Origin of the sequence: Hyphomonas sp. (assembly GCF_046313735.1) — a bacterium.
Taxonomy (GTDB): Bacteria; Pseudomonadota; Alphaproteobacteria; order Caulobacterales; family Hyphomonadaceae; genus Hyphomonas.
Genome location: NZ_JBKBXW010000015.1, coordinates 1 through 23869, shown reverse-complemented (window position 1 = coordinate 23869; position 23869 = coordinate 1). Strand labels below are relative to the sequence as shown.

Here is a 23869-nt window from a genome sequence, read left to right as displayed (position 1 = left end):
GCAGCAGCTGATGGCTTCCTGTTTGCAGCGACCTCGCAGGATACTGGACCCTTTGTGCCCGAACCCGCCCTTCTGAATGGTTCGTCCACCTGCTGGCACACGGACGGCGAAGTCGCTGCTCGGCCCGGGGACATTGCCGAAAACATTCTGGATACGACCCACACCAGCGTGGTTCATGCGGGCTATTTGCGACAAGCCTCCCACCGGCAGCCCGTGCGCATCCTTGCAGAAGCGGGCCCGGACTGGATTGCAGCGAGGTATCCCACGAGCGCGGCGCCGGGCGGATGGGCCGCCCGCATGATCGGCGTGGGCGGTTTCATGATCGAGGACCGGTTCCGCGCACCCGGCATCGCAGAAGTGACCTATTCCGGCAGCTCTGGTCCCGCCTTTTCGGCCCGGTTCCGGCTCACCCCGCGCGACGCACACCGAACATATATCGCCGCCACCTTTGCTGTCGCCGGTAAGGGAATTGCCGCAGCCATCAAGCTTTCCGCTTTGAAGCTCTTCTTTCTACGGATCTTTGCGCAAGACCGCGCCATTCTCGAAATGATCAACATGAACCTCGCGGCGCATGGCAGCGCACCTCTTCTCTACACGCCAGCTGACATCCTCCGCCCGGGCATCGACGCGATCCTCGATTGCCGGAAACCCCTTCCCCCACCCTCCCCTTTGGTTTTGCGGGTGTAGCGGAATGGCAAATTTTGCACAGACCTTGAATTTCACCTCATCGAACGAAGACGGCGCAACAGAACTCTCCGCGCTCGCGATACAGCCTGAAGACCGGGTTCTGTGCCTGACAGCCAGCGGAACAAGACCGCTTGACCTGTTGCTAGGTAATCCGTCTACGGTCTTCTCCATAGACTTCAATTCCGCGCAGAATGAACTCCTGCGCCTCAAGATCGCTGCGATCGAGACGCTGAATGACGAAGAATTGTATGCCTGGCTCGGATTATCCCCGTCACGCAGCCGCCTCCGGCTTCAGGCACGGGTCGAGCAAAGGTTGCCGCCAGCGTCGAAGGCCTTCTGGAGCGCCCGCCAGCGGGTGATCGCCGCAGGTATCTGGCATACCGGAAGGTGGGAGCGGGTGCTCCGCCTTGGCGCGCTCGGGACCGGATTGGTCCGTGGACGTTTTATCAGGCAGCTCTTTGAAGCCGCGACGCTGGAGGAGCAGGCTACCATCTGGCGCGACCACTTCGACGATCGTCTCTGGCAAGCGAGCATCCAATTGCTCGCACGGCCCTGGTTCTGGACGCGGATCATTGGCGAGCCCGGCGGGGCTTTCCTGCCGGCCCCTGCCGCCAGCACCGCCCGGCTCACCGGCCTCTTCCGGCGTGCCGCTGAAAACTTCTTCTTCCGCGACTCCGACTTTGCGCACCTTATATTCCGGGGCCGGCTATCTGCGCAGGATACTCTGCCGATTCACCTGCGAAGAGAAAATCTCCCGCTCGTACGAGAGCGGTTGGACAGGATCCATATCAGCGATGAGGGCCTGTCTGGTCTTGGCGCGCGGCATCCGGAGGCCTTTGACGCCTTCTCCTTGTCCGACTTCGGATCATACTGTTCCGGCGCGGCCTATGATGATTGCTGGGCAGGCATTCTCTCCGCAGCGCGGCCCGGCGCACGCTTTTGCGAACGCATCTTCATGAACCCCGTCAGGCCAGGCACCCTAGTGGCCGCGAGATTGAGCGAAAACACAGCCCTCGGAAATGCACTTACCCGCACAGACCGCGCGATCATCTATGATATCCGTTGCGGAGCGCTCCTTCCGGCATAACGGCTTTCAACCGGATACGGACGACTGGACGTAATCGCGCAATGCTCCGGTCTTCATCAGAGGGATGATCAGATTGTGCTGCTTGAGCCCGGCCAGCGGGTGCAGGAATACATTTTCGAGCCCTGCCATATGGTTTGCATGCGCAGCGTCATTCGCGTGGAGCTCTCCGAAATAGAGGTCGAGACGGGGTGGCTTCGAAAGTCCGCCCCACAGAATTTTGAGATCAAGCATCGCTGGATCGAACTGGTCCTTGATCCGCTCAATCATCAGCCGCGCACGCGGGTCACCGCCTGCCTTCAGGAAATGATGGATCGACGTCTGCGCGCCAAGCCCGGCGATCCGCGAAGCGCCCAGCTCAACGCCGTAGGTCACGGACGAAAATGTTCCTGCGGAAACGCCGATCACGACGAGTTCGCGGGTCCCGAGATCTGCCAGCTTCTGACGCAGTGCTTTCACCGTCGCCGAGCGCCCGTGGCCCAGTGACCTGATCCCACCGAGGAAGGCCATCCGCGTGAAATCGCGCAAGTAAACGGCAGCCGCGCCCGATGCAGCACAGAACGCGTCCATCGCGTCGAGATCAAGGTCCACCCGGTCGCCCAGTCCGGTGAAGAACAACACCGTCACGCCATTAGAGGAGGGCGCAGATGTGACCACTTCCTCTCCCGTATCCGCAATCAGCGCCCGCTTGAAATCCTTCGGGTCCGGAAATGCCGAAATCACGCCGAGCGCGTCGCGCACCCTCGGATCGGTCTCGGCATCGCCCATCTTTTCCAGAAGGGCGAACGCAGCGGGGCGGTCATCTGCCAGGATAAGATCGACAACCGGCCTGAACTGGAAGGGCGCGACAGTCAGGTCCGCCGCCGCTTCGGGCCAGCGCGCCGTGATTTCAGCGATCAGCTTCTCAGCCTCAGATGGCTCAAGTGCGAGGAGCGACATCCTGAGGCCGGTATAGTGAGGGTATGCTGCCGGAGACGCGATCGCGGCGCGGATCGCATCAGCAACACTCTCTGCACGAGCCGTCTTGCAGAGGGCAAAGTAGAGAATCCGGTGGGCTTTGGCACTTGCCGGGTCAAGATCAATCGCTTTGCGGGCAAACATCTCGGCTTCTGCCGCGTCCTCGTGACGAAGCAGGTTTTGAGCGAGGCTGATCAGGAACCAGAGTTCGTCCGGTTTCGCCTCGTGCAGCTGGCGCAGGCAGGAAATGGCCTCGTTGTGGTCGCCCCGCGCTTTCGCAACGGCGAGCCGCAGCTGCAGGACATTTGGAGCATCCGCGTCCTCGCCGGTGATTCCAGCAAGTGCTTGCCTCGTGCCTGCGATATTGTTTGCTATCAGCAGCGCGCGGGCCTGCATCACTCTCCAGGCCGGGGTCTCAACGAACTCCGGCGGGGCCGTATTGATGACCTCCAGGGCGGGCTCATGCTGCTGTTCCTTCAGCAGTCGAAGCACCTCTCGGCGCAAGGCCGGCTCCCCTGTTCCCTCATTCTGAGACGTTTGCAGAGTATCGGACATCATCTCTTTCCCCAAGCCAAGACGGCTGGATAATCTGTTTATTGCCCCCGCGCAACGAGGCGAGATCTTCCAAATTTTCTCAAGCTCGGAGGCCGGCGGTTCCGCCTGAATTTTGAGCGGTGAGGCTGCCATCTGCCTGCAACGCCGGTTGACTCCACGGTCCGAAAGGGAATCGAAAGAACCTATCGCTGCCTCGGAAGCATCTTTGCGTGTCTTGCGCTGCGGCTTGGCTGGGCGGCCAAGTCTTTCGGGTGGTCCTTCAGCTTCAAAGACTGTTCATCCGACTGCGCCGACAGCGCCCTCAGAAGGGCCGGATGGCCGTCGCAATGAGTTCACTGATGCGGCGATGCATGCACGCACGCTCCCCTGGTGACATCACGTTATTGCCGCTGATACGGCGGGTGATGGAGATGCCCATCAGCAGCGCACCGAACAGCTGTGACCGGATCATCGCATTCTCACCGCCAATAATGTCCGCAAACGGACCGTTAAAACGCTCATGGATAGAGGCCTGCACAAGCGGCGCTGCAACTGGCGAAGTTGCCGAGTGAAGGAGGATCAGGATTTCCTCCATGGGGTTTTCTTCATTCTTCTCGGGCGGATCGAGCAGCAGGTCGGCGACCCGCTCGGGCAATCCTGTCAACTCTCCACCGATAAAGTCGAGCCCGCGCTTCCCGCTGCTCAGCACCTCGGTGAACAACTCCTCCTTGCTGCCAAAGTAGCGCGAGACAAGCGCAGCATCCGCGCCGGCCTGAGAGGCGATCTCCCGTATACCGACATTCTCATAACTGTCGGTCGCGAACAGGCGCCGCGCCGAATTGAGAATGGCGGCGCGTGTTGCTGCGGCATCACGCCGGCGGATCGTTTGTGACTGTTTCATGCAGGTACATACCTCGCAGAAATTTATTTGTCATCAAGTGTTGACTAACGCTTCTCCCGGCGTCATATGCTGTCAACGGCTGATGACTTATGGCCAGTCTGCGTCACATCGCCCTGTAAACAAAGGATTAATGCATGCGCGCGCGCACTTCTGCTTCGGTTCCTATTTTCAGCGCAGCCCTCATTCTCGCGGCCTGCGGCGCGCCTCAGGCGCAGGAAGCCCCCCGGGGGTCGCCGCTTCCGGAAGTCGAAATTGCGGTGCCGATCTCGGCGAACCTAACTGACTGGAACGGCTATTCCGGGCGATTTGAGTCTGTCGAACGGGTGGATGTCCGGGCACGGGTCAGCGGCTATGTCAAAGCGGTTCATTTTGAAGACGGCGCACGGGTGAAGTCAGGCGAGCTACTCTTCTCCCTTGATGACCGCCCGTTCCGGGCCGCGCTCGCACGGAATGAAGCGCAGCTTTCCCAGGCCAAAGCGGAACTCGTGCAGGCACGCTCTGATCTTGAACGGTCCGAGACGCTGCGCGCATCCGGCGCTGTCTCACTGGAGGAACTGGAACAGAATCGCACCCGCGCGGCAAGCGCCGAAGCCATTGTTGCCGCCACAGAGTGATCTACCCGACCTTCAATTCGAAGGGCATAAGCTGCCTTCCCAAAGCCCAGCATGGCGCAGCAGCCGGCCTCATCCTGTTCTTCACGGCGGTCTCGGCTGCGTTTGCGCCGCTGCTCATGGGCTATGTCAGCGATGCGTTCGGCGGCGGCGACATGGCCATCGGCTTCGCGCTGGCGACAGTGTTTGCCGGCCTGCTCTTCGTCTTCGCCATTTACAACCTGCTGGCAGACCCCGCCGGGGCAGCGCTCGCGCAAGCCGACTCCAGCGAATACTGAAAGCCTTATAATGTCCGCACAAAAGCCGGTTCCGGTTCCAGCCCCTTCGCGCCTGCGTTTTGAAAACGGCATCGCGCACCCAGAGCTGTGGCTCTGGGATTCCTGGACTGCGGTCCTCGACGGGCGCATGCATCTCTACTGCCTCGCGCTGAGCCGCACAGACGCAGACGGCCAGTCTATCTCGCAGGCAGAACGGAACAACTACCCCTTCCACATCCGCCATTTCACATCGCGTGATGGCGGAACAAGCTGGCAGGATGAAGGGGCCTTCCTGACGCCGCAGACCTCCGGAGACGGAGCATTTGAGCGCAATGTGTGGAGCGGGTGCATGCTCGCGCGCACGGAGGGTGAGTGGCTGTGCGGCTTCACCGGCCTGCGCGCCCTGACGCCGGAACGGCCGTTCCTGCAAACGATCTGCCTTGGCCAGTCCCATGATGGATTCAGGCTCGACACGCTCCCGGCTGCGGCCCTCTCCTGCCCCATCCGCGACTATGACGCGATCCGGGAAGCGGGCTATTACCTGCCTGCGGCTGACACGCTCGGCGCGGCTGAAGGCGAAGAGGGCGGGCCGATCCTCGCCTGGCGCGACCCGTTCATTGTAGCCGGTTCGGCCGGAACGCTGGAAGTGTTCTGGTCTGCCAAGATGGCGCCGGCACGCAGCGCCGTGGCTCATGCCACGGTGGTGCGTGACGGCGAGGACTATGTCGTGGAGACGCTGCATCCGCCGATGACGCTGCCCGATGATACCGCATTCACCCAGGCCGAAGTGCCCAAGCTCTATTTCGATGCGGCGCAGAAGACATGGTATCTCCTGATTTCCGCCTGCGACCGGCTGAGCGAAGAACAGCCTGCAGATGAAGTCACCAAGGAGCTGCGTCTCTACAAATCGTCCTCGATGCGCGGCCCATGGACCGGAGCCTTCGCTGGCGGCGCTTCCCGAATCCCCGGGACGGGTTTTCTCTTTGGCGCCAGCATTCTCTCGGCCAATTTCAGCGCAGGGCAGTTCACCCTCATCGGGCCGTATACGGAATACGCGCCGGCAGACAAGCAGCTGACCTTCGCGCCGAGGCACGTGATTGACCTTCCGCGGGAAGGCGCCGAGCCGTTGGCCGGACTGAGAAACCGCCCGGCCTGAGCCGCGTCAGGCCGAGTTGCGCACGATCAGCTCTGTCTCGGTAAATCTGGACGAGACTTTCTCGCCGTCCAGCTTGGCCAGCAACAGCTTCACCAGCAGCCGGCCGCCTTCGGCAATGTTCTGCGTTACCGTTGTCAGCGGCGGCGTCATCATCGCGGACTGGCCGATATTGTCATAGCCGACAACCCGCACATCGCCCGGAACACTGAGCCCTTCGGCGACCAGCGCGTGCATCGCGGAGTTGGCCAGAAGGTCAGAGCTGGCAAAAATGCCGTCGATCTTGCTCCCGGCCCGGAGGAAATCGATGACCTGATCATAGGTCGTGTGGCCGCCAAAATTCATCCGCAGGAGGTAGGAAGCATCGTGCGAAACGCCTGCTTCTCTGTGTGCCTTTAGGAAGCCTTCATGGCGCAGCTTTACTTCCGGCAGGCCGGGGTCGCCGAGGAACAGGATGCGGCGTGCGCCCCGCGCCAGCAGGTGTGATGCGGCCAGGTATCCGCCCTTGGCATTGTCACTGCCCACGGTCGTGTATTTGGCGCCCTTCATGCGCGCGCCCCAGACGACGAAATTCGAATGCAGCGTGCTCAGCTCGTTCAACTGCGCGGCACGGTCGGCCTGGCCGATGACGATGATGCCGTCTGCGCGGCCGGTATTGAGCAGCCGACGTTCGGCCAACTGGCTTGTTTCCCGCGGCACTGTGACGACGAGGTCGTAGTCGATCTCCGCTGCAGCCTGGGACACCGCCCCGACCATTTCCAGATAGAACGGGTCCGACATCGTCTGGTCTGCATCCGGGTTCAGCGGAATGACCATGCCGATGGCGCGTGCGGATTTTCGGCGAAGGCTGCTGGCCGGGGCGTTGACGACATAGCCGATCTCGCTGGCGATCCGCTGGATCCGCCGGCGCGTGCTCTCTTTCACCACAGGACTGTCATTGAGCGCGCGTGAGACGGTCGAGATATCGACCCGCGCGATCTTTGCCAGTTCCAGCATGGTTACTTTTTTCGTCATCGAACGTTCCCATCAGGACTTCCAGCCCGGGACGCCCGGGTGACATCGCCTGCGCTCTGGTCGCAGGCTAGGTCGCGCTGGGGCCATGTGTCCGTGGTGTAAGGCCCTGTTGTCGAAGAATTTAGGCAGGATTGCTGATCCCGCCAAGCTCGATCCGGCCGATTATACCCCGGCAACTGAGTCAAAAGCCTGAATTCCATCAATCCCCTCTGCGATGAAATCGTTTGCTTTTCTCGGCGGCAAGGTGTAGAAAGCTGCGGTGGCGGCCTGCTGAACGCGGTCGGCACATTCGGCTTCGAATGAAACAAATCGTTCGGACAGGCACCAGAAAAGCAGGCCGAATCTCGCGCCTTATCTGCAGGACCGATGTCTGATTATCCATTTTCGCCGCACGGGAGGGCAATGCGCGATCATCTCGGATGCGAGGGCGAACGCCTCATCTTTCACGCGCGCGCGGGATGCTCGCCGCAGCACTGATCGCCCTCGCCGCCTGCGCGAGCGCCCCTCCCCCTCAGGCAACCAACACGATTCGCGTCGATGCAGACGGGACCGTCCATGTCCCGGCTATGGCTGTGCCTGTTTCGGAATTCCTGAGCCCGGAGGGCCCGGCCTATCTCGCCGAACACCTGCGCACGATGCAGACGCCTGAGCTGCTGCGCGAAGTTGAAGGCCTTGGCGGCCCGATGTTCCTGAAATCGCGTATCGAACGCCAGAAGGAACTCTTCCCGGTCGCGCGCACCGATACCGTCATCGGCGGTGTGGAGGTGTATGACTACACCCCGGCCGGCGGCGTTCCGGAGGCAAATACCAACCGTGTGCTGATCAATCTGCATGGCGGCGGCTTCATGACCTGCTGGCCGGCCTGCGCGGAAGTGGAATCGATTCCCGTCGCAGCCCTGGGCGGTTTCCGCGTGGTCGCTGTGAACTATCGGCAGGCACCTGAATACAAGTTCCCGGCTGCCAGCGAAGATGTCGCGAAGGTCTATGAAGAACTCCTGAAAACATACCCGCCGGACAATATCGGAATCTTCGGCTGCTCCGCAGGCGGAATGCTCACCGGCATGTCGCTCGCCTGGTTCCAGAAACATGGGCTGCCGGCGCCCGGCGCCGCAGGCATTTATTGCGCCGGCTCGGCTGCGCCTGTCCGCGGCTTCGGCGGCGACGCAAATTACACCGCGACGGCCATTGGCGAAGGGCGCTTCATCGCGCCGCCGCGCGCGGCGCCTGTCTCAGACGCGCCGGCGCGCTCGGGTATGCCCTACCTGTCTGAAGTGGACCCTTATGATCCGCTGGTTGCCCCGGCCGAGTCCGATGAGGTGTTGGCGAAATTCCCGCCGACACAATTCATCACGGGCACGCGCAGCTTTGAACTCAGCTCTGCCGTGCTCACCCATAGCCGCCTCGTGCGGCTGGGCGTTAAAGCAGACCTGCATGTCTGGGAAGGAATGTTCCACGGTTTCTATTCCAATCCGGACGTCCCTGAATCTCGGGAAGCCTACAATGTTATGGTGGATTTTTTCGAGACGCATCTCGGGCGATAGACCGCCCGGGATACCACTGGCCTGTCCTTGAACTTGAGGCGCGGCGATCGTTCGCCGCGCCTTCTTTCTGACCCTGGTTTCACCTAACATCATACCGCCCAGAACAGGAGCCCTGACCGCGATGACATCGACCAATCTTGTCGCCGGAGTTGAGCTTGGAGGCACCAAATCCATTACCCTCCTGGCGGATGGAAACCAGATTCTCAGGCAAGTCAGTGTTCCAACCAGATCGCCGGAGGAAACCCTCGGGCGCCTCGCAGAGCAGCTGAAGGCCTGGAATGCAGAAACCCCTTTCGCGGCGCTCGGCATTGCCTCATTCGGCCCGTTGCAACTGCGCGAAGATGCCGAAGACTATGGCAGGATGCTGCGCACGCCCAAGGCCGGCTGGTCGGGTGCGGAGATACTGAAACAGCTCACCGCACCCTTCTCCTGCCCGCATCAGATCGACACGGACGTCAATGGCGCGGCGCTTGCCGAATATCTCTGGGGCGCCGGAGCTGGCTGCAGCAGCGTCTGCTACATCACCATCGGCACCGGCCTCGGCGGCGGATTGCTGATCAACGGACAGCCCGTACACGGAGCGATGCATCCGGAGATCGGCCATCTGCGGCTGCGGCGCGCGCCGGGCGACAGCTTTGCCGGCGGCTGCCCGTTCCATGGCGACTGTATCGAGGGGCTCGTTGCCGGCCCGGCGCTTGCCGCCCGTTTCGGCGCGCCAGCCGAAACTGTTTCGGATGATCACCCCCACTGGGCCTATGTGGCGAGCGACCTGGCACAGCTTGTGTGTACCCTGCTGCTGACGACCGCCCCGCAGCGCATCCTTTTCGGCGGCAGCGTCAGCAATGCGCGCGGCGCCCTGTTGCTGGCCGTGGTCCGCCAGGAGGTGGTCCGCCAGCTTGAAAGCTACCTGCCCTTCATCAGCCCGGCCACAGCCGGCGAGATCATTCGCCCCGCCGCCCTCGGCGACAAGGCCGGCCCGCTCGGCGCCGTCGCCCTCGCCCTGCGCGCCCTCGGCGGCTGAAGCCTGCCCCCGGACTGCCCTGCCACCGCCTCTCTGACAACCCCGGCCGCAGGGGCTCGAGGCGGCGGCGCCCGACAGACTCGAACGCGCCTCCGGATTTCGCGGACGCCTGGCATTTTGGGTAGCGAGGGCGTATCATTCTCTGAGGTTTGCGACGACCTGCGAGGCGCTGTAAAGCGATGGGTTGACAGCCGTGTCCTTGTTCGACATCTGCACTTCCAGCGTCACCATCGTCTCGTTCCGCTGCGCCGGTAGCGGCTCCCTCGGCCGCACCGGTCCGACGGGCTGCGCCCTCGATGTGCAGCCGAGGAGGCCGCAGCTGCGGGTAACGACATAGTCCGGACCCGGCGAGTAATCGGCCGCTTCAGACTTTTCGCGCAGCGAATCGGCCGAGCGTGAGACGACCTCGAAAGTCGAATAACCCTTCTCCAATGTCAGCTCCGCTGCACGCAGCAGGGCATAGTCCTGCGCCTGTGCGACATCCCGTCCCGAGGCTCGGAACTGGACGCGGTACCGGTCCGGCTCGATCACCTGGTGGGAATAGCCGAAGCTGGCGGAGCTCTGCGCCGCTCTGTAGGGGCCCGAGCTGGCACACGCGGTCGCAGTGAGCAAAGCAGCGCTCAGGATCAGGCTTGCATACTTCATGACATCCTCCTTTTACGGACTGTTTTGAAATTGACTACTTCTGCCAGCGGCGCCGGATCAGGTCTGCTTCTTCGTCAAGGTCCAGCGGCGCATCCGCCATGAGTGTATCAAGCACCACCTCGACGCTCCTCGCAGCCTCGCTACTGGCAGTGCGATAAACATCCGCCTGCGCACTTTCCGGAACGCCGGTATAGGCGGCCACTACGACCCGCCAGCCATCATCTTCCCGGCAGGCGACCAGCCGCGAGGCGGCTCCACCCTCGCTGAGATCGGCAACGCGGCAATAGCTGCCATCGGCGGCGGCAAAGGAAAATCGCACGCCGCTTTCCGCAGCGCCGCTAGCAGAGGTTTCCAGCATGCGGTCAAGCCCGGAACCGGCAAACACCATGCCCCCTGCCCCGAAACTGCTGCCGGGTGCAGCGGCGGGCTGAAGGGCTTGCCAGGCCAGGAGGCCAACCGCGAGCGCGGCGCAGGCGGCCACCGCACGATTGTCTGCCAAGACGCCGGCCATGCTGCGCCGTCCACGGAATGGCACCTCGCGGTCATCGCCGGCTGAAGCGGCTGCTTCAAGCGATGCCAGCTGACGCTTCAGCCCATCGCTCATCTCGATATGCCGGATGTCCGCGGCGCGCGCCACAAAGGCGGAGTTGGCAAGCGCAAGCGCTTCCAGCCGGTCGGCCAGTGCCGGGTCGGCCGCCAGCAAGGCCTCGAGGCCCGTCCGTTCATCCTCGTCCAGCATATCGTCCAGATACGCGCTCAGCTTTTCGTCCATCGTGGTCATGGCATGATCCTTATGCGGCATATCCGGTTGCATCGGCGAGCATGGCGCGGGCGCGGGCAAGGCGGCTCATCACCGTGCCAACCGGAACCTCAAGCGTTTCGGACGCTTCCTTGTAGGAGCTGCCACCCACTGCGACGAGCGCCAGCACTTCCCGATAGGCTGGCGGCAGGGCGTCGATCGCCGCCTCCGTGCGTTGCAGCATGATCCGGTCGGCGGCCTCGGTCTCCGCAGATACCGGTTCCGGCGCCGCAAGACCGATTTCTGGCGCAGCGTCCGTCCGGACCGATTTCGCGCGCAGGCCGTCGATCCAGAGGTTGCGGCAAATCTTGAACATCCAGCGCTTCATGTCCGTTCCGTCCGGCACGCCGCGTGAAAGGACCCTTTCGATCGCTGACTGGACCAGGTCGTCCGCTTCTGCCGCGTTCCGGCAGAGCGAATAGGCAAACCGGCGCGCATGCGGCGCAGCGGCAATGATCGCAAGGCTGATTTCGTCTCGGTTCCTGGCCATGCAGTGCGGTTCCTGTCCTTTTGCAGCATGAACGGCTTGGTCCGGGTTTTATTCCCGGGATTTGGAAATATTCTTCGGCCTGAAGCGTTATTGAAGTGATTGTCACTGTATTGGGATGCCTGATGACGCAGCGAAATTTTTCTACCCACCGGAAAATTGCCGCCGCAATCCTCCTGGCCGGAATGGGCGGAATATCCGCATTCCCGCAGGGTCTTCCCGCCGACATAGGCCGGCGTGTGGACCGGGCGCTCGACAACCGGATCATCGACGGGGTGGAACGCCGGGTTGAAGACAATGTCGGGCGAAGGGTCGACGCACTGCGCGCCCCTGAGCTTCCGCCCCTGCCGGACCTGCCGTCGCGCCTTGCAAACCCGCTCGCCAATCTGCCCTCCGCAGCCATTGGCGCGGTCGATACTGCCCTCGGAGCGCTGCCGGTGCCCGGCGCCCTCGCGCCCGGCATCGTGCGGGCCATCCCGGGGCGCAGTATCGACATTGATACCTCCGGCGCTTGGCCTGTCGTGCGGGATGAGTGGATCCTGATTGCAGGCCCGGGCGATGCAGCGCGATTGGAAGCGGCCGGTGTCCGCATCCTCGAAAACTCCCCCCTGGCTTCCAGTGACGAGCGGCTGCTGGTGGTTTCACTCAGCTCCGATGATCCCGGCGCGCGGCGCATTGAGGCGCTGCTGCGCGAACTCGGCGCCGAGATTGCAGACCGTAACCATGTGTATGCCTCCGCAGCGCCACCTGGAACAGCGTCTCCGCCCCGCCAGCCGCCGCAGTCGGACCCAACGGTCTTCGCCATCGGTTTTGCGCGGCTTGGCCTTATCGATACCGATATTGACGAGACCCACCCAGCCCTGTCCCGGCTTCCGCTTGCCGAGGAGGATTTTGTGACGATGGGCGCCTTGCGCCCGCAGGGGCACGGCACCGCAGTTGCCTCCATCCTTGCCCGCGAGTTGCAGGCCGCCCCGAACTCGCCTGCCCTGCGCGCGGCCTCGGTCTTCTTTCTCGCCGAAGACGGCACGACCGGCGCAACCTCCGCCAGTCTCGTTCGCGCCATCGACTGGATGATCACGGAGAATGTTTCCGTCATCAATTTCAGCCTGGCAGGCCCCCCCAATCGGGCGCTCGAAGTGATGATCGAGCGCAGTCTCGCCGCCGGCATCGTAATCGTTTCGGCTGTTGGCAATGATGGCCCGGCGGCCCGTCCGCTCTATCCGGCGGCCTATCCCGGTGTGATTGGCGTCACCGCGGTCGACAGCGACGGCCGCATCTATCGCTGGGCCAATCGCGGCGACCAGGTTGCCGTCGCAGCGCTTGGCGTCAATGTCGAGGTTGCCCGCCCAGGCGGGACACTAATCCGCGATTCGGGCACGTCCTTTGCTGCCCCGGTCGTCAGCGCCTGGATCGCCCGGCAGATCGCAGCAGGTGGGCCGGATGAGCCCCTCAACCTGATCCGCGCGTCTGCAAGGCCCGCAAGCACGAATGGCCGGGACCGGATCCATGGATATGGCATCCTTGTCCCGGCAACGCCTCGCTAGAAGTTCAGTTTCAGCTGCACTGTCGCGATATGCGCCTGGTAATCCGCAGCCGGAAGGTTTGAACTCCGGCCGCGATACTCATAGCCCGCATCAACGCTCAGCGGTCCGGCAATCGGGATCATCACGCCGCCACTCGCCCCGAAGATATCGTCCTCACGGCGCGAATCGATTTCAGGCGTGATTCCGGAGAAACTCCGGCGCTCGAACTCCGTCCCCAGACGGAACTGCATTTCCCGCCCAAGCGCATTCGCCCGGTGGACATAGCGCGCCTTTATTCCGGCATTATCATAGCTGAAGGCATCGTTCTCGGCTTGCGTCTCGCCAGCCTTCCCGCCGAGCACCAGATACCGCTGCGACCCGTCCAGCAGGAAAAAGCCGTCAACAAGAAATTCGTTGCTCGAGCTGTTTCGGCCGGGCTCCGTGTCAAAGTCCCGCTCACTGCGGGCATACGCGCCTCGCAGCAAGAACTGGTCGCCGAACATGTGCATCACATAGGGCGAGGCCTGCTGGAACGTCAGGTAGCCATCACCGGCAAGACGCGCATCGACATGGTTGTAGAGAAGCCCGGCGCGCGTCGCGCCAAACTCATATTCAGCTTCGGCCGACACCCGGTGTATCTGAAGATTGAATGCGTCGAAGTCCTGATAGCGCGTATCGCTGAGCTCATATCCGGCCCGAAGCGTCAACCGCGAAACCGGCGTCACTTCCGCGTCGAGCTTGAGCCCCAGAAGGCTCGCAATGTCGCCTTCGCTGGTGGCCTGGTCGAGATCGGCAAGGCCGACTTCGGAGTCGGCGATAACCCCGGCGGAGAGCTCCGCGGAAAACTTCGCGTCCTGCGCCTGCGCGCCTGCGCCCACCAGAAGCAGGCCGGTCAGCGTTGCGAGGGTTTTGCAGGAATGTGATTGGGAGGCCATGGAATCGTCCTGAGAATGGAATTGACTGTATACGGAAGGATGCGGGCCTGACCGGGAGGGGGGATCGGCCAGGCCCGCTGCGGCTCAGTTGAACAGTCTGCCGCGGATGTCCTTGGCGATATCGTTGCGAACCGTGTTCCGGATCTCGCCCGCAACGTTCGCGGCGACCTCACCGGCAACGGCGGCATTGATCTCCTTGGAGATGTCGCCGCGAATGGTTTCGGTCACCGCTGCGGAGACCTCCTGGCCGACAGCGCCGCGGCCTGTGGCCATAGCCTCACCCACTGCCGAGCCGGCAACCGATGCGCCAAGGTCTGCAGCATCCGCGCCCGCTTCCGCTGCCAGATCCGCAGCCCCGCGGGCAGTCGACACGGCGGAGACAGCCGTCGCGCGTCCCTCTGCTGCCGCGTCAGCAGCAGTGGCAAGGCCCGTCCCGGCTGCCGAACTGGCCGTATCGCCGGCAGTGGAGATCGCATCCAGAGCGGTCTCGATCCCGCCTTCCGCAGCGCCGGAGACCTCGCGGGGACCGGCATCGGGAATCCCGTCTTCATCGCCGCCGGTTTCGGTGTCGGCAGACGCTCTGGCCGACGCATTCACGCCTGCATTGGCCCGGGCGTTCGCGCCGGTTTCCTCGGCGGCCTGCGAGTTTGCCGAGGCGTCCGCAGAAGCCTCCGCACTGACTTCGAGGCCGATACGCGCCTGCGCCACCGCAGGTACTGCCAGCATCATCGCTGCAACAAGAGCAGCGACCGAAACTTTACCTGTCTGATCGAACATACGTCTCTCCTTTGCTTGACGTTGTGCAGGAGAGACGGATGGGGGAAGATTTTATTCCCGGAACGCTGCATGCGCCCCGTCAGACAAAAACGAACAGGTCGCCGGAATTGGCAGGCAAGGAGCTGCGGCGCAGCAAGAGACCCGCCCCTTCCCCCTCAATGAAAGCTCGCCTGAAACGTCATAGCTGTCAGTGAGACGTGCGCGTCCAGGGGCGGGTAGAGCTCAAAGGCTCTGGGCTGGCGGGAGAAGTTCCAGAGCCTCAGAAGGCACCATTCCGCCCTGCGCGCCTCGGCTACCGCGAGCTCGTTCCGCGTAATATGGAAGGGCGTCCGCTCCCAGCCATTTGTCGTCTTCACCTCGATCAGGCGCGGCGCCCCATCCGGCGTAAAACTCGCAATATCATATCCCGCGCCATCCCCGTCCTCATCCGACACCCAGCGCACCCGGTCTGCCAGATCGCCACGCCCGGCAGACCGCAGGGACGAGCGTTCATGCTCAACCGCGAGTTCCTCCCCTGCCCGCCCGAGGGCCCGGTTGCGCTCATCGCGCCCCGCAACATCAAACTTGCGGGCAACGCCCAGCATCTGTTCGAGTTCGTCCGGGGGCGGCTGGTTCGAGAGGGTCGGCGCCGGGCCGATCCAGATTGGCGCCGGCTCATGGACGCCTTCAGAAAGCCACTGCTTGGAACTTCGCGTCATCCAAGCTTCATTCAGGGCAAGCCAGCGCGCAACCGCATCAGCCAGCGACATCTGGAAATTGAAGGCAGGCTTGTATCCGGGAATCCAATCTTCGCCGAGCGCCTTCAGGACGGCACTGATGTTCTGATGCTTGAACTCCACCGCCCCTTCCGAGCGCCCCGCAAGCTTGGCCAACAGGGCCCGCCGATGCGCAGCCTTGTTGTATCTCCGTCCGGCGAAATCATGCGCCAGCATCGCGAAGTAATCCGCGACGATCAGGTCATTCTCAGCATCAGACCAAGGATCACTCGACACCCAACCAAGCTACCGGCCACCCGGCCCCAAGTCACGCAGTTTCAAATCGCAAATACCTGCCGGACAAACGCGCAGAATGGCTGGCGGTGTTGTCAGACGAACTCGAACTGGTCTCCTGACTTGGCTGACCCCCACTATCCTGCGGCCTCCTCAGGGTGCCATCCGGTCGGCCAGCCAGCCACGAACCATCACCCAGTCACGCCGGACCGTGCGCTCTGAAACCCCGAGTGTCTCTGCCGTTTCCGCCTCCGTCATGCCCGCGAAGTAACGGCAGTCGAGAATCCTGAGCCACCTCGGATTTGCCTCGCCGAGCTGTTCCAGAATGTCGCCGATGACGACGATCTGCTCAGGCGTCTCATTGAACTCTGGAAAGACCCGCTGGTCGTTGTCGAGCGAGAGGTCCGGCAGGCCCGAGGACCGCTTCGCAGCAGCCTTCCGCCGGGCGTGGTCGATGATGACCTGCCGCATCGCGAGCGCGGCGGTGCTGAGGAAGTGCTGCCTGGATTGCCAGGCCGGCTTTCCGGTCATTCGAAGGTAAGTTTCGTGAAGGATGTCTACCGTGCCAAAAGTGTCGTGCATTCGTGAGCGCCGGCGCCTCTGGCGGGCGATCTGCAGCAGCGCCTCATAGCATTCAGCAAAATAAAGGTCTGCCAGCCTCTGATCAATCAGGGCATATTTTTCACCGGCACCATTATTCGCGTAGTCTTCCATACCCTGCTTTATCCATACCTCTGAATTTTTCTTTCAAAAGTCTTTTCGACTGCTGCTGGCGGCCGCCCGGAGAGATGAAGCCGTGCCCGAGCGCCTGCAAGTTTTTTTCCCGGTCGTGTCCGGTTCCGGCCGCATCTTGCGTACTCCCCTCTGAAACCGCAGCGCTGGGTGGGGGCCTGGTGTCTGAAACAGAGGGGAAAACCGATGCAGGACGCATCCGAAAACCGTGGCCTTGATCCTTGGCTGGTGCTGCTCAGGCGGCCCCGGCTGATCCTGGCGCTTTGCCTGGCCGTAATCCTCAGCTTTACCGCAGGTCTGCCCGGCGTAGTCAAGGATCCCTCGGTCGATGCGTTTGTGCCTGAGGATCACAGATTTGCCATCGCCCGCGACGAAGCCAAGCAAATCTTTGGGCTGGAAGATCCGATCATCATCGGCATCGCCTCAACAGCTGGCGGCGACCTCTTCAATCCGGACGCACTCACCACTCTGCGGCGTCTGGACGAAGCCGTCCGGGAAATACCTGGCGTTTTGAGAAACGAAGTGCGCAGCCTTGCCTCCATCAGAGCCATCTGGGGCGAAGATTACGACCTCGCGGTAGACTGGATCCTGCCGGAATACGCGCTCACGCCGCAATCCGCCGGGATCGCCCGTCAGCGCGCCCAATACATGCCCATGCTCACGGGCAGTTTGATATCCGGGGATGCTAGTCTCGCAACGATCATTGTGCCTGTCGAGGACCCCAACAATGCCTACCCGGTGCTTGTCGAGGTGAAGGCCCTGATCGCGGCGGAGGCCGGCGCCAATCCCGGCATCGAAATACATGTCGCGGGCGTGGCGGCCATGAATGCGCGCCTGGCCGATACCGTCGATAGCGACACGCGGATCTTCATTCCGGCTGCAGTGGTTGTCGTCCTTTTGATTGTCTTTCTGACGCTGAGACGCATCACAGCCCTTGCTGGCCCGCTGCTCGTGATCGCCGGTTCCGCAGGCATCGCGATCGGGCTCCTCGGCTGGGTTGGCGCCAAGTATTATCTGATCACCACGGCCCTGCCCGTCATAATCATGGCCATTGCGGTTGCCGACAGCCTTCATGTGTCAACGATCTATCTCCGGCTCCGACAGCTTCTGCCCCATCTGGACGCCCGGACGGCCACCGCCATGGCCCTGCAGCGGACATGGGTCCCGGTCACTCTGACAAGCCTGACGACCGTCGCCGGCTTTGTCGGTCTGTCATTTGGCGCAGCCATGCAGCCCATAAGTGAGTTCGGACTCTTCGGCGCCGTCGGTGTACTCGCCGCCTGGCTGCTTAGCTTGACTGGCCTGCCCTCCATCCTCGTCCTGTCGAACCTCCGGCCCGGTCGCCAGGCTGGCTTCCTGGCCGCCGACCATCGCAGTACGGACAAAGTCGAGCGCATGATCGGGGCGATTTCGCAGCGCGCCCTGCGGCACCCGCTGACCTCGTTGAGCCTGACCGTCCTGCTTGTGGCAGGCCTTGTGACTTTTGCCCTGAGGGCCGAGTTCGACTATGAGCGCAAGCGCTACTTCGCGCCGGGCGATGCGATTGTCAAAGCTGACACCCTGCTGAATGAGCGCCTTGGCGGAATCAACTTCCTCGACGTGGTCGTTTCGACCGAAGCAGAAGGCGGGCTGATGACGCCTGCAGCGCTCGGCGCCATAAGGGCGCTCCGAAACGACATGGCCGGGCTGCCCTTTGTTGCAAGCGTTACAGGCATCGATGAATACATCTCTGTGATGCACACGGCCCTGACAGGCAGCGAGCCTGGCAATCTGCCGGTCCGCGAGACTGCGCCCGCCCAGTACATGTTCCTCTATGAATCTACTGCGCCTCCGGACGACTTCCGCGAAACCCTGAATTACCTGCATACTCACGCGCTCGTCCGCGCCCGCCTCTCGACAGACAGCTACCAGCTGACAAAGCCGGTCGTGGAAAGCCTCGAGGCCCGGCTCGCGGAATGGTCAGAGAAGAACGGCCTTCAGGCCGTCGTGAGCGGCCGGGTGGCCGTCAATGACGGCTGGATGAGCCAGCTGGCTGACAACCATTTCCGCGGGCTCGGCCTCGCCCTCGGCCTCATTCTCCTGTGCGCGGTTGTAATGTTGCGCAGCATCGTCTTCGCCCTGCTTGCGATGCTGCCTGTCGCGGTCGGCGTCCTGTCCGTATACGCTGCAATGGGTTTACTGGGGATCGACATTGCCCCCGCCACATCCATGACAGCGGCGATCTCGACCGGCCTGGGCATTGATTTCGGGATCCACCTGATCACGCACCTGCGCAGCAAGCTCGCCGCAGGGTACAGCCTGAAGGAGGCCCTTCAGATTGACTACCGCCTCGTCGGGCGCGCCTGCTTTTACTCCGCAGTCGCACTATCGGCAGCCCTCGCCGTCATCTGCCTAAGTTCCGCCCCGCCGCTGCGCTGGTTCGGCTGCCTCGTGGCGCTCGGCGCCGTCGGTTCGCTGGCTGGCGCCCTGCTGATTATCCCCAGCGCTTTTGCCCTGACGCGCTTCCGGTTTGTAAGGAGACTGCAAAATGCTTAAGCCCCTCGCTCTGTCCATCGCGCTCATGCTGTCCGCACCCATCGCACAGGCTCAGGATGCCGCTTTCAGCTTGGCCCGCGCCATCGCGGAGCGTCCAGCCAATGAAGGCAGGGTCGGCGATATGGTCTTTGAGCTGACCACTTCAAACGGTGCCGTCAGAAATCGCCGGGCCCTGATGATTCATTCGGACACGAACGATCTCACCCGGATCGGCATCTTCTTCAAGGCGCCCGCCGCCATCGCCGATACCGCATTCCTGAGCCACGAGCCGTCCGGCAGCGCGGGCGAGAACTGGCTGTACCTGCCGGCGACAGACCGTGTGCGCCGCCTGCCCTCTTCCGAACGGGGCAGCTACTTCATGGGCACGGACCTGACCTATGGAGACATCAAGGACAATTTTCGCTTCAGCCTGGACGACTGGGACTTTTCCGGCGGAGCAGCAGATACCGCGACTGGCCTCCTCCAGCTTTCCGGCACAGTCCGAACACCCGATATCGGCAAGGAGCTCGGTTACAGCCGCTTCTCTGCCCTGATCGACCCAAAAACGCTTTTTCCGGTGAAAGTCCTTTATGCGGATACAGCGGGCGCTCCTCTGAAAGAAGTGGAAATCCTTGAGCAGCAGCAGGTTGGCGGGGCGTGGACGGCAATGCGCTTCCATGTCCGCAATCTTCAGACAGGGCACACGACAAAAGTGCATTTCGAAAACATGCGCCACATCCCCGCGCTCGATGACCGCTTCCTGACCTCGACCCAGCTTGCGCGCGGCGTACCAACTATCCGATGACAAAGATGCACAGCACCAGGACTATTGCGAGCCTCGTGTGCGGCGTGATTGCCGCCCATTCGGCCGCACCTATGGCTATCGCCGACGACCTCTCCATATCCCCGCGCACCCGGATCAATGCCGAGGCTGCCATCCGGATGGAGGACGCAGACGCATCTCTCGCCCGGGTTACGGTCGAGCCACGCCTCCTCCTGCGCAGCGACAGAGGCTGGCGCGGGGAAGTATCCGGCCGCATCATCGCAGCCGCAGATGAAACCGGTCTCGGAACCGTTTCGACCTTCTCCAGCCTGTCTCGTCCGCTTGAGCTTGGCGAGGATGCAAGGCTGGAGCTTGACCGCGCCTACGTCACCTTCAGCGCCGGGGACCACGACCTGACAATTGGCAAGCAGACCCTTGCCTGGGGAATCCTCGATGGTCTTCAGGTGACGGACAGGTTTGATCCCGTCGACCGGACTGAGGCTGTCTTCGGAGAGCTCCGTCCCCGGAGGATCGCACGTTGGGGTGTACGATGGCAGGGCAAAGCCGCCGGCCTCAACGTCGATGCGGCTGCGGCCCTGGATGCGACGGTCAATCAGCTCCCGCAGACCAGCGATGCATTCTCCCCCGCTGCGCCCCGGCTCCGCGCCGGCATTCCGGCAGGCGGCGCAACCCCTCCCCTCCGCGTTTCCAGCCGCTCGAACCAAGTCCGCGATGCGAGTTTGGGCCTTCGGCTCTCGCGCAGCTTCACCGGCACAGAGGCTAATCTGGTCCTGATCTCCGGCCCAGAGCCTGATCCGCTCTTCCAGTTCGAGCCATCGCCGGCAGGTCCCGAGGTCGAGCTGCAGTACCCGCGCCGCACCCTGATCGGCGCAACGCTCGACCGCGCAGATGGCGCGCGCATCTGGCGGCTGGAGGCGGCCTACATCCCGGACCAGCCGGTCAATGCCGCGACCGGGCCAACCCCTGGCATTGTCGAGCGCCGCCGAATCCTCGCCGGCCTCGGACTGGACTGGAACTTGCCGCGAGACGTATTCCTCAATCTCCAGCTCGGCCTTGACCATGTGAACGCAGGCGGCGCCGAACTCTACCGTCCAGAGACCGACCTCATCGCAACCATCCGCCTTCAACGCGGTTTCCGGAATGAGCGCCTCTGGCTGAAATCGGAAATCCTCGGAACCCTCAGCGAGGGCGATGGAACGTTCCGGCCCTGGGTCGAATGGCGCCAGTCGGACCATCTCACCCTGTCTGCCGGCGCTGACCTCGTCTGGGGAACCCGGGAAGGCCTCTTCGGCCAATACCGGGACCAGTCCCGCATCTGGACCCGGATATCGTCAACCTTCTGATGCCCGGCAATTCACCCCTCTCTGACCCCCAACAAATCTTGACGCAGGCGGATGTCTGCGTTTCGCTTTCTTCAGGCTTTGGGAGGGGCGCGTAGAACATGCAGTGGGACCGGATCCTGAACGACGTGAAACACGCCCGGGAGCTGTCTCCCGAGGCATGCGCCGCATTCCTGTCGACACTCGAAACTACCACCGATCATGCCGGCGAAGTCCGCCGCCTCCTCACCCGTCTGGACAACAGTTTCCTCGCGACATCGGCGGATGAAGAAGCCGGCCCCGCAGAACTTGTCGGATGGCCCGGCTTGCTGATTGGCCCCTGGCGCCTCTCGGAATTGCTGGGGCGCGGCGGCATGGGTGAAGTCTGGCGCGCAAAGCGCGATGATGGCCTCTATGAACAGAACGCAGCCGTGAAACTCATGCAGCCTGGGGGCTCTGATCGCGCCGCCCGGTTTGACAATGAACGCCGCCGCCTGGCCCGCATGGACCATCCCGGCATTGCCCGGATTCTGGATGGCGGTCTCACAGAGGATGGCCTTGCTTACATCGCCATGGACTTCGTCGATGGCCAACCCTTTGATCAGTACACATCCGCGCTGCCGGTGCGGGAAAAGATACGACTTCTTGCTGAGGTTTGCGACGCAGTTCACCACGCTCACACCCAGCTCATACTGCACCGCGACCTGAAGCCTGCAAACATCCTGGTCGACCAGCGCGGCCAGGTGCGTCTGATCGATTTCGGCATTGCCTCGTCACTCGAGGAAGGCGAATCCGGCGGACCGCTAACACTCGCCTACGCAGCGCCGGAACAATTGAACGGCGCCCCCCTGTCTGTCGCCACCGACGTCTTCGCCCTGGGCCTGGTCATGCACACAGTGCTCACAGGCCGGGCTGCACAGCGTCTTGCGGATGCAGCCCCGATGGTCGCGCCGCGGACCGCAAATTCGGAAGACCTGACCGCCATTCTCCTGCGCGCAACAAGATCAGATCCAACTCAACGGTACCTGTCAGCAGACTCACTTGGTGCAGATCTGCGGCGATATCTCGCCGGACAGGCCGTCAACGCGCGGGCAGGCGGCCCGGCCTACCGTCTCGGAAAATTCCTGAAGCGCTACCCCGTCGCAAACAGCCTTGCAGCTATTGCGATCCTCGCCCTTGCTGCCGGTCTTGGGTTCAGCCTGAGATTTGCCGCCGATGCCCGGGCCGAGACCCAACGCGCTCTGGAAGCGCTCGACCGCGCCCAGTGGAACCAGGCCGAACTTGAAACGATCAACAGCATTAATGCCGTCTATTCCGATGCCCTGCTTCGGCTTAGCGGACGCGGAATGGATGTCGAATATGTCAGCACGCTGCTGGAAGAGTTTCTGGATGAGCTGAGGCTCAAGCGCACGGACGATCCGGAAGCGGCAGCCCTTGCCTCATTCTCGATCGGCCGCCACTTCCTGTCGCGCAACGACTATCTACGAGCCCGCACCATCCTCGAACCGTGGCTCACCGAAGCATATGGCAGCGAGCGGCTGCGCAGGTTCGGCTGGTCCCTGCTCGGACACGCCTACGCAAATACAGGCGATCCGGGGCTCGCCGAAACAGCCTTCCGGACATCTTACTCCCTGACTGATACCTATGGCCGGGAAAGACCCGGGGCAGCTTCCGTGCTCGCACAGATCGCGAAGTATTCTCTGGACCCTGATGATCACGAACGGGCAATTGCGGCCCTGAACCGGATCGTCGAGACCGAACCCGCCCCTTCCCGCCAGATCAGCGCACTCAATCAGATGTACCAGCTTCTTGATACATATGGCGATGATCCGGGTGCGAACGAAACCATTCGCCGCGTTGTGCGGATCATTGACGAGAACCCGACACTCCTGATGCAGGGGCAGGACACCAACCGCCTGAACCTCGCCGAATCTGAATTCTATTTCCGCGGAAACGCTGACGCTGCCCTGCAGCAGATCCGCATCACACGCCAGTATCAGGCGGAGCAGAAAGGCGAGAGCCGAGAGACCGCAAGGGCGCTCGAACTCGAAGGCCTGATTGCGCGCCGTCAAGGTGAGTTGGAAACGGCTGAGGCCCTGCTGCGTGAGGCCGCCGACCTCCACCTTCGCTTCGGCGGCCCGCAATCGGCGCAGCGTCTGCGAACCCTCGCAGGGCTTGCGATGACCCTAACGGACCTTGGCCGCCATGAAGAGGGCAAGAGGCTGCTGGATGATCTCGCTATTGAACCACCTTCTCCGATGCTCACCATTGCTAGGGCCTACCAGGCCTTCAAACTGGAAGGTCCTGAATCCGCCTCATATATCTTCGCGGAAGATGGGTTCGACATGGACAGGGCCAGTCGTTCAACCGTTCTGCGCCATTATCTTGCATGGTTCCGAAATGTTGGCGCGCTCCCACCGGACTAAGGGTGGTGTTGACTCAGCCCCCTGATCCGGGCCGTTTGACTGGGGACTCTGTTCGCCCTTCTTTCTGGTTGGGGGTGGGTGGTCAAGGCCCGCTGAGCGGAGCTCTTGCGTAGCTCAGGCGAAGCGGGCCGGGCTCGCCTGGTGTTATCGGCGAACACAGCCGGAGCAAGGCCGCCAAG

General features: G+C 62.6%; 21 protein-coding genes and 1 pseudogene. 12 read left to right on the top strand and 10 right to left on the bottom strand.

Translation table 11 applies throughout. From position 1 onward, the window contains the following. The first annotated feature begins 54 nt into the window (after positions 1-54). Positions 55-687: a hypothetical protein gene (locus tag ACK4SV_RS08860; protein ID WP_409917461.1), complete on the top strand. Its 633-nt coding sequence runs from the start codon at positions 55-57 to the stop codon at positions 685-687. Positions 688-691: 4 nt separating this feature from the next. Beyond that, a complete protein-coding gene (locus ACK4SV_RS08855; protein ID WP_409917460.1) occupies positions 692-1774 on the top strand; it encodes a DUF3419 family protein in 1083 nt (360 codons plus the stop codon). 6 nt (positions 1775-1780) lie between these two features. On the opposite strand, the gene ACK4SV_RS08850 is transcribed toward ACK4SV_RS08855, so the two are convergent. Beyond that, entirely contained in the window at positions 1781-3415 is a 1635-nt protein-coding gene (locus ACK4SV_RS08850) for a tetratricopeptide repeat protein (protein WP_409917459.1), read from the bottom strand. A 169-nt stretch (positions 3416-3584) separates the two neighbouring features. Continuing rightward, positions 3585-4163, bottom strand: coding sequence for a TetR family transcriptional regulator (locus tag ACK4SV_RS08845; RefSeq protein WP_409917458.1), 579 nt, complete (start codon positions 4161-4163; stop codon positions 3585-3587). Positions 4164-4297: 134 nt separating this feature from the next. On the opposite strand from ACK4SV_RS08845, the gene ACK4SV_RS08840 reads away from it, so the two are divergent. The 3 genes and pseudogenes from ACK4SV_RS08840 to ACK4SV_RS08830 all read left to right on the top strand — a co-directional run bounded on the left by ACK4SV_RS08840 (position 4298) and on the right by ACK4SV_RS08830 (position 6187). Continuing rightward, positions 4298-4777: an efflux RND transporter periplasmic adaptor subunit gene (locus tag ACK4SV_RS08840; protein ID WP_409917457.1), complete on the top strand. Its 480-nt coding sequence runs from the start codon at positions 4298-4300 to the stop codon at positions 4775-4777. Then, positions 4774-5052 (top strand): annotated as a pseudogene (locus tag ACK4SV_RS08835) (MFS transporter); the annotation flags it as partial. The gene ACK4SV_RS08840 and the pseudogene ACK4SV_RS08835, both read left to right, overlap by 4 nt. 10 nt (positions 5053-5062) lie before the next feature. After that, positions 5063-6187 carry a hypothetical protein gene (locus ACK4SV_RS08830; RefSeq protein ID WP_409917456.1) on the top strand — a complete coding sequence of 375 codons (1125 nt, stop codon included), beginning with the start codon at positions 5063-5065 and terminating at the stop codon, positions 6185-6187. A gap of 6 nt (positions 6188-6193) precedes the next feature. Here ACK4SV_RS08830 and ACK4SV_RS08825 read toward each other — a convergent pair whose 3' ends face one another. After that, on the bottom strand, positions 6194-7198 hold the full coding sequence (locus ACK4SV_RS08825) for a substrate-binding domain-containing protein (protein ID WP_409917455.1): 1005 nt from the start codon (positions 7196-7198) through the stop codon (positions 6194-6196). A gap of 458 nt (positions 7199-7656) precedes the next feature. Here ACK4SV_RS08825 and ACK4SV_RS08820 point away from each other — a divergent pair, with 458 nt between their 5' ends. Continuing rightward, positions 7657-8739 carry an alpha/beta hydrolase gene (locus ACK4SV_RS08820; RefSeq protein WP_409917454.1) on the top strand — a complete coding sequence of 361 codons (1083 nt, stop codon included), beginning with the start codon at positions 7657-7659 and terminating at the stop codon, positions 8737-8739. A 121-nt stretch (positions 8740-8860) separates the two neighbouring features. After that, positions 8861-9760 carry an ROK family protein gene (locus ACK4SV_RS08815; RefSeq protein ID WP_409917453.1) on the top strand — a complete coding sequence of 300 codons (900 nt, stop codon included), beginning with the start codon at positions 8861-8863 and terminating at the stop codon, positions 9758-9760. A gap of 135 nt (positions 9761-9895) precedes the next feature. On the opposite strand, the gene ACK4SV_RS08810 is transcribed toward ACK4SV_RS08815, so the two are convergent. The 3 genes from ACK4SV_RS08810 to ACK4SV_RS08800 are packed head-to-tail and all read right to left on the bottom strand — an operon-like array spanning position 9896 to position 11694. After that, positions 9896-10405 carry a CC0125/CC1285 family lipoprotein gene (locus tag ACK4SV_RS08810; protein ID WP_409917452.1) on the bottom strand — a complete coding sequence of 170 codons (510 nt, stop codon included), beginning with the start codon at positions 10403-10405 and terminating at the stop codon, positions 9896-9898. A gap of 34 nt (positions 10406-10439) precedes the next feature. Beyond that, entirely contained in the window at positions 10440-11186 is a 747-nt protein-coding gene (locus tag ACK4SV_RS08805) for a hypothetical protein (RefSeq protein WP_409917451.1), read from the bottom strand. Between the two features lie 10 nt (positions 11187-11196). Then, entirely contained in the window at positions 11197-11694 is a 498-nt protein-coding gene (locus ACK4SV_RS08800; RefSeq protein WP_409917450.1) for an RNA polymerase sigma factor, read from the bottom strand. A gap of 122 nt (positions 11695-11816) precedes the next feature. Here ACK4SV_RS08800 and ACK4SV_RS08795 point away from each other — a divergent pair, with 122 nt between their 5' ends. Beyond that, positions 11817-13235, top strand: a complete 1419-nt coding sequence (locus ACK4SV_RS08795) for a S8 family serine peptidase (protein ID WP_409917449.1) — start codon at positions 11817-11819, stop codon at positions 13233-13235. On the opposite strand, the gene ACK4SV_RS08790 is transcribed toward ACK4SV_RS08795, so the two are convergent. The 4 genes from ACK4SV_RS08790 to ACK4SV_RS08775 all read right to left on the bottom strand — a co-directional run bounded on the left by ACK4SV_RS08790 (position 13232) and on the right by ACK4SV_RS08775 (position 16629). After that, a complete protein-coding gene (locus tag ACK4SV_RS08790) occupies positions 13232-14149 on the bottom strand; it encodes a hypothetical protein (RefSeq protein ID WP_409917448.1) in 918 nt (305 codons plus the stop codon). The two genes, ACK4SV_RS08795 and ACK4SV_RS08790, sit on opposite strands and share 4 nt — an antisense overlap. An 84-nt stretch (positions 14150-14233) precedes the next feature. Further along, positions 14234-14926, bottom strand: a complete 693-nt coding sequence (locus ACK4SV_RS08785) for a hypothetical protein (protein ID WP_409917447.1) — start codon at positions 14924-14926, stop codon at positions 14234-14236. A 155-nt stretch (positions 14927-15081) separates the two neighbouring features. Then, positions 15082-15858, bottom strand: a complete 777-nt coding sequence (locus tag ACK4SV_RS08780; protein ID WP_409917511.1) for a DUF3883 domain-containing protein — start codon at positions 15856-15858, stop codon at positions 15082-15084. Between the two features lie 210 nt (positions 15859-16068). Further along, on the bottom strand, positions 16069-16629 hold the full coding sequence (locus tag ACK4SV_RS08775; RefSeq protein ID WP_409917446.1) for an ECF-type sigma factor: 561 nt from the start codon (positions 16627-16629) through the stop codon (positions 16069-16071). 204 nt (positions 16630-16833) lie between these two features. On the opposite strand from ACK4SV_RS08775, the gene ACK4SV_RS08770 reads away from it, so the two are divergent. The 4 genes from ACK4SV_RS08770 to ACK4SV_RS08755 all read left to right on the top strand — a co-directional run bounded on the left by ACK4SV_RS08770 (position 16834) and on the right by ACK4SV_RS08755 (position 23690). Further along, on the top strand, positions 16834-19182 hold the full coding sequence (locus ACK4SV_RS08770) for an efflux RND transporter permease subunit (RefSeq protein ID WP_409917445.1): 2349 nt from the start codon (positions 16834-16836) through the stop codon (positions 19180-19182). Then, positions 19175-19966 (top strand): outer membrane lipoprotein-sorting protein, encoded by a 792-nt coding sequence (locus tag ACK4SV_RS08765; RefSeq protein WP_409917444.1) that lies wholly within the window; start codon positions 19175-19177, stop codon positions 19964-19966. Before ACK4SV_RS08770 ends, ACK4SV_RS08765 begins: the two co-directional genes overlap by 8 nt. 5 nt (positions 19967-19971) lie before the next feature. Then, positions 19972-21288: a DUF1302 family protein gene (locus ACK4SV_RS08760; protein WP_409917443.1), complete on the top strand. Its 1317-nt coding sequence runs from the start codon at positions 19972-19974 to the stop codon at positions 21286-21288. A 98-nt stretch (positions 21289-21386) separates the two neighbouring features. Next, positions 21387-23690 carry a protein kinase domain-containing protein gene (locus tag ACK4SV_RS08755; protein ID WP_409917442.1) on the top strand — a complete coding sequence of 768 codons (2304 nt, stop codon included), beginning with the start codon at positions 21387-21389 and terminating at the stop codon, positions 23688-23690. The last annotated feature ends 179 nt before the right edge of the window (positions 23691-23869 follow it).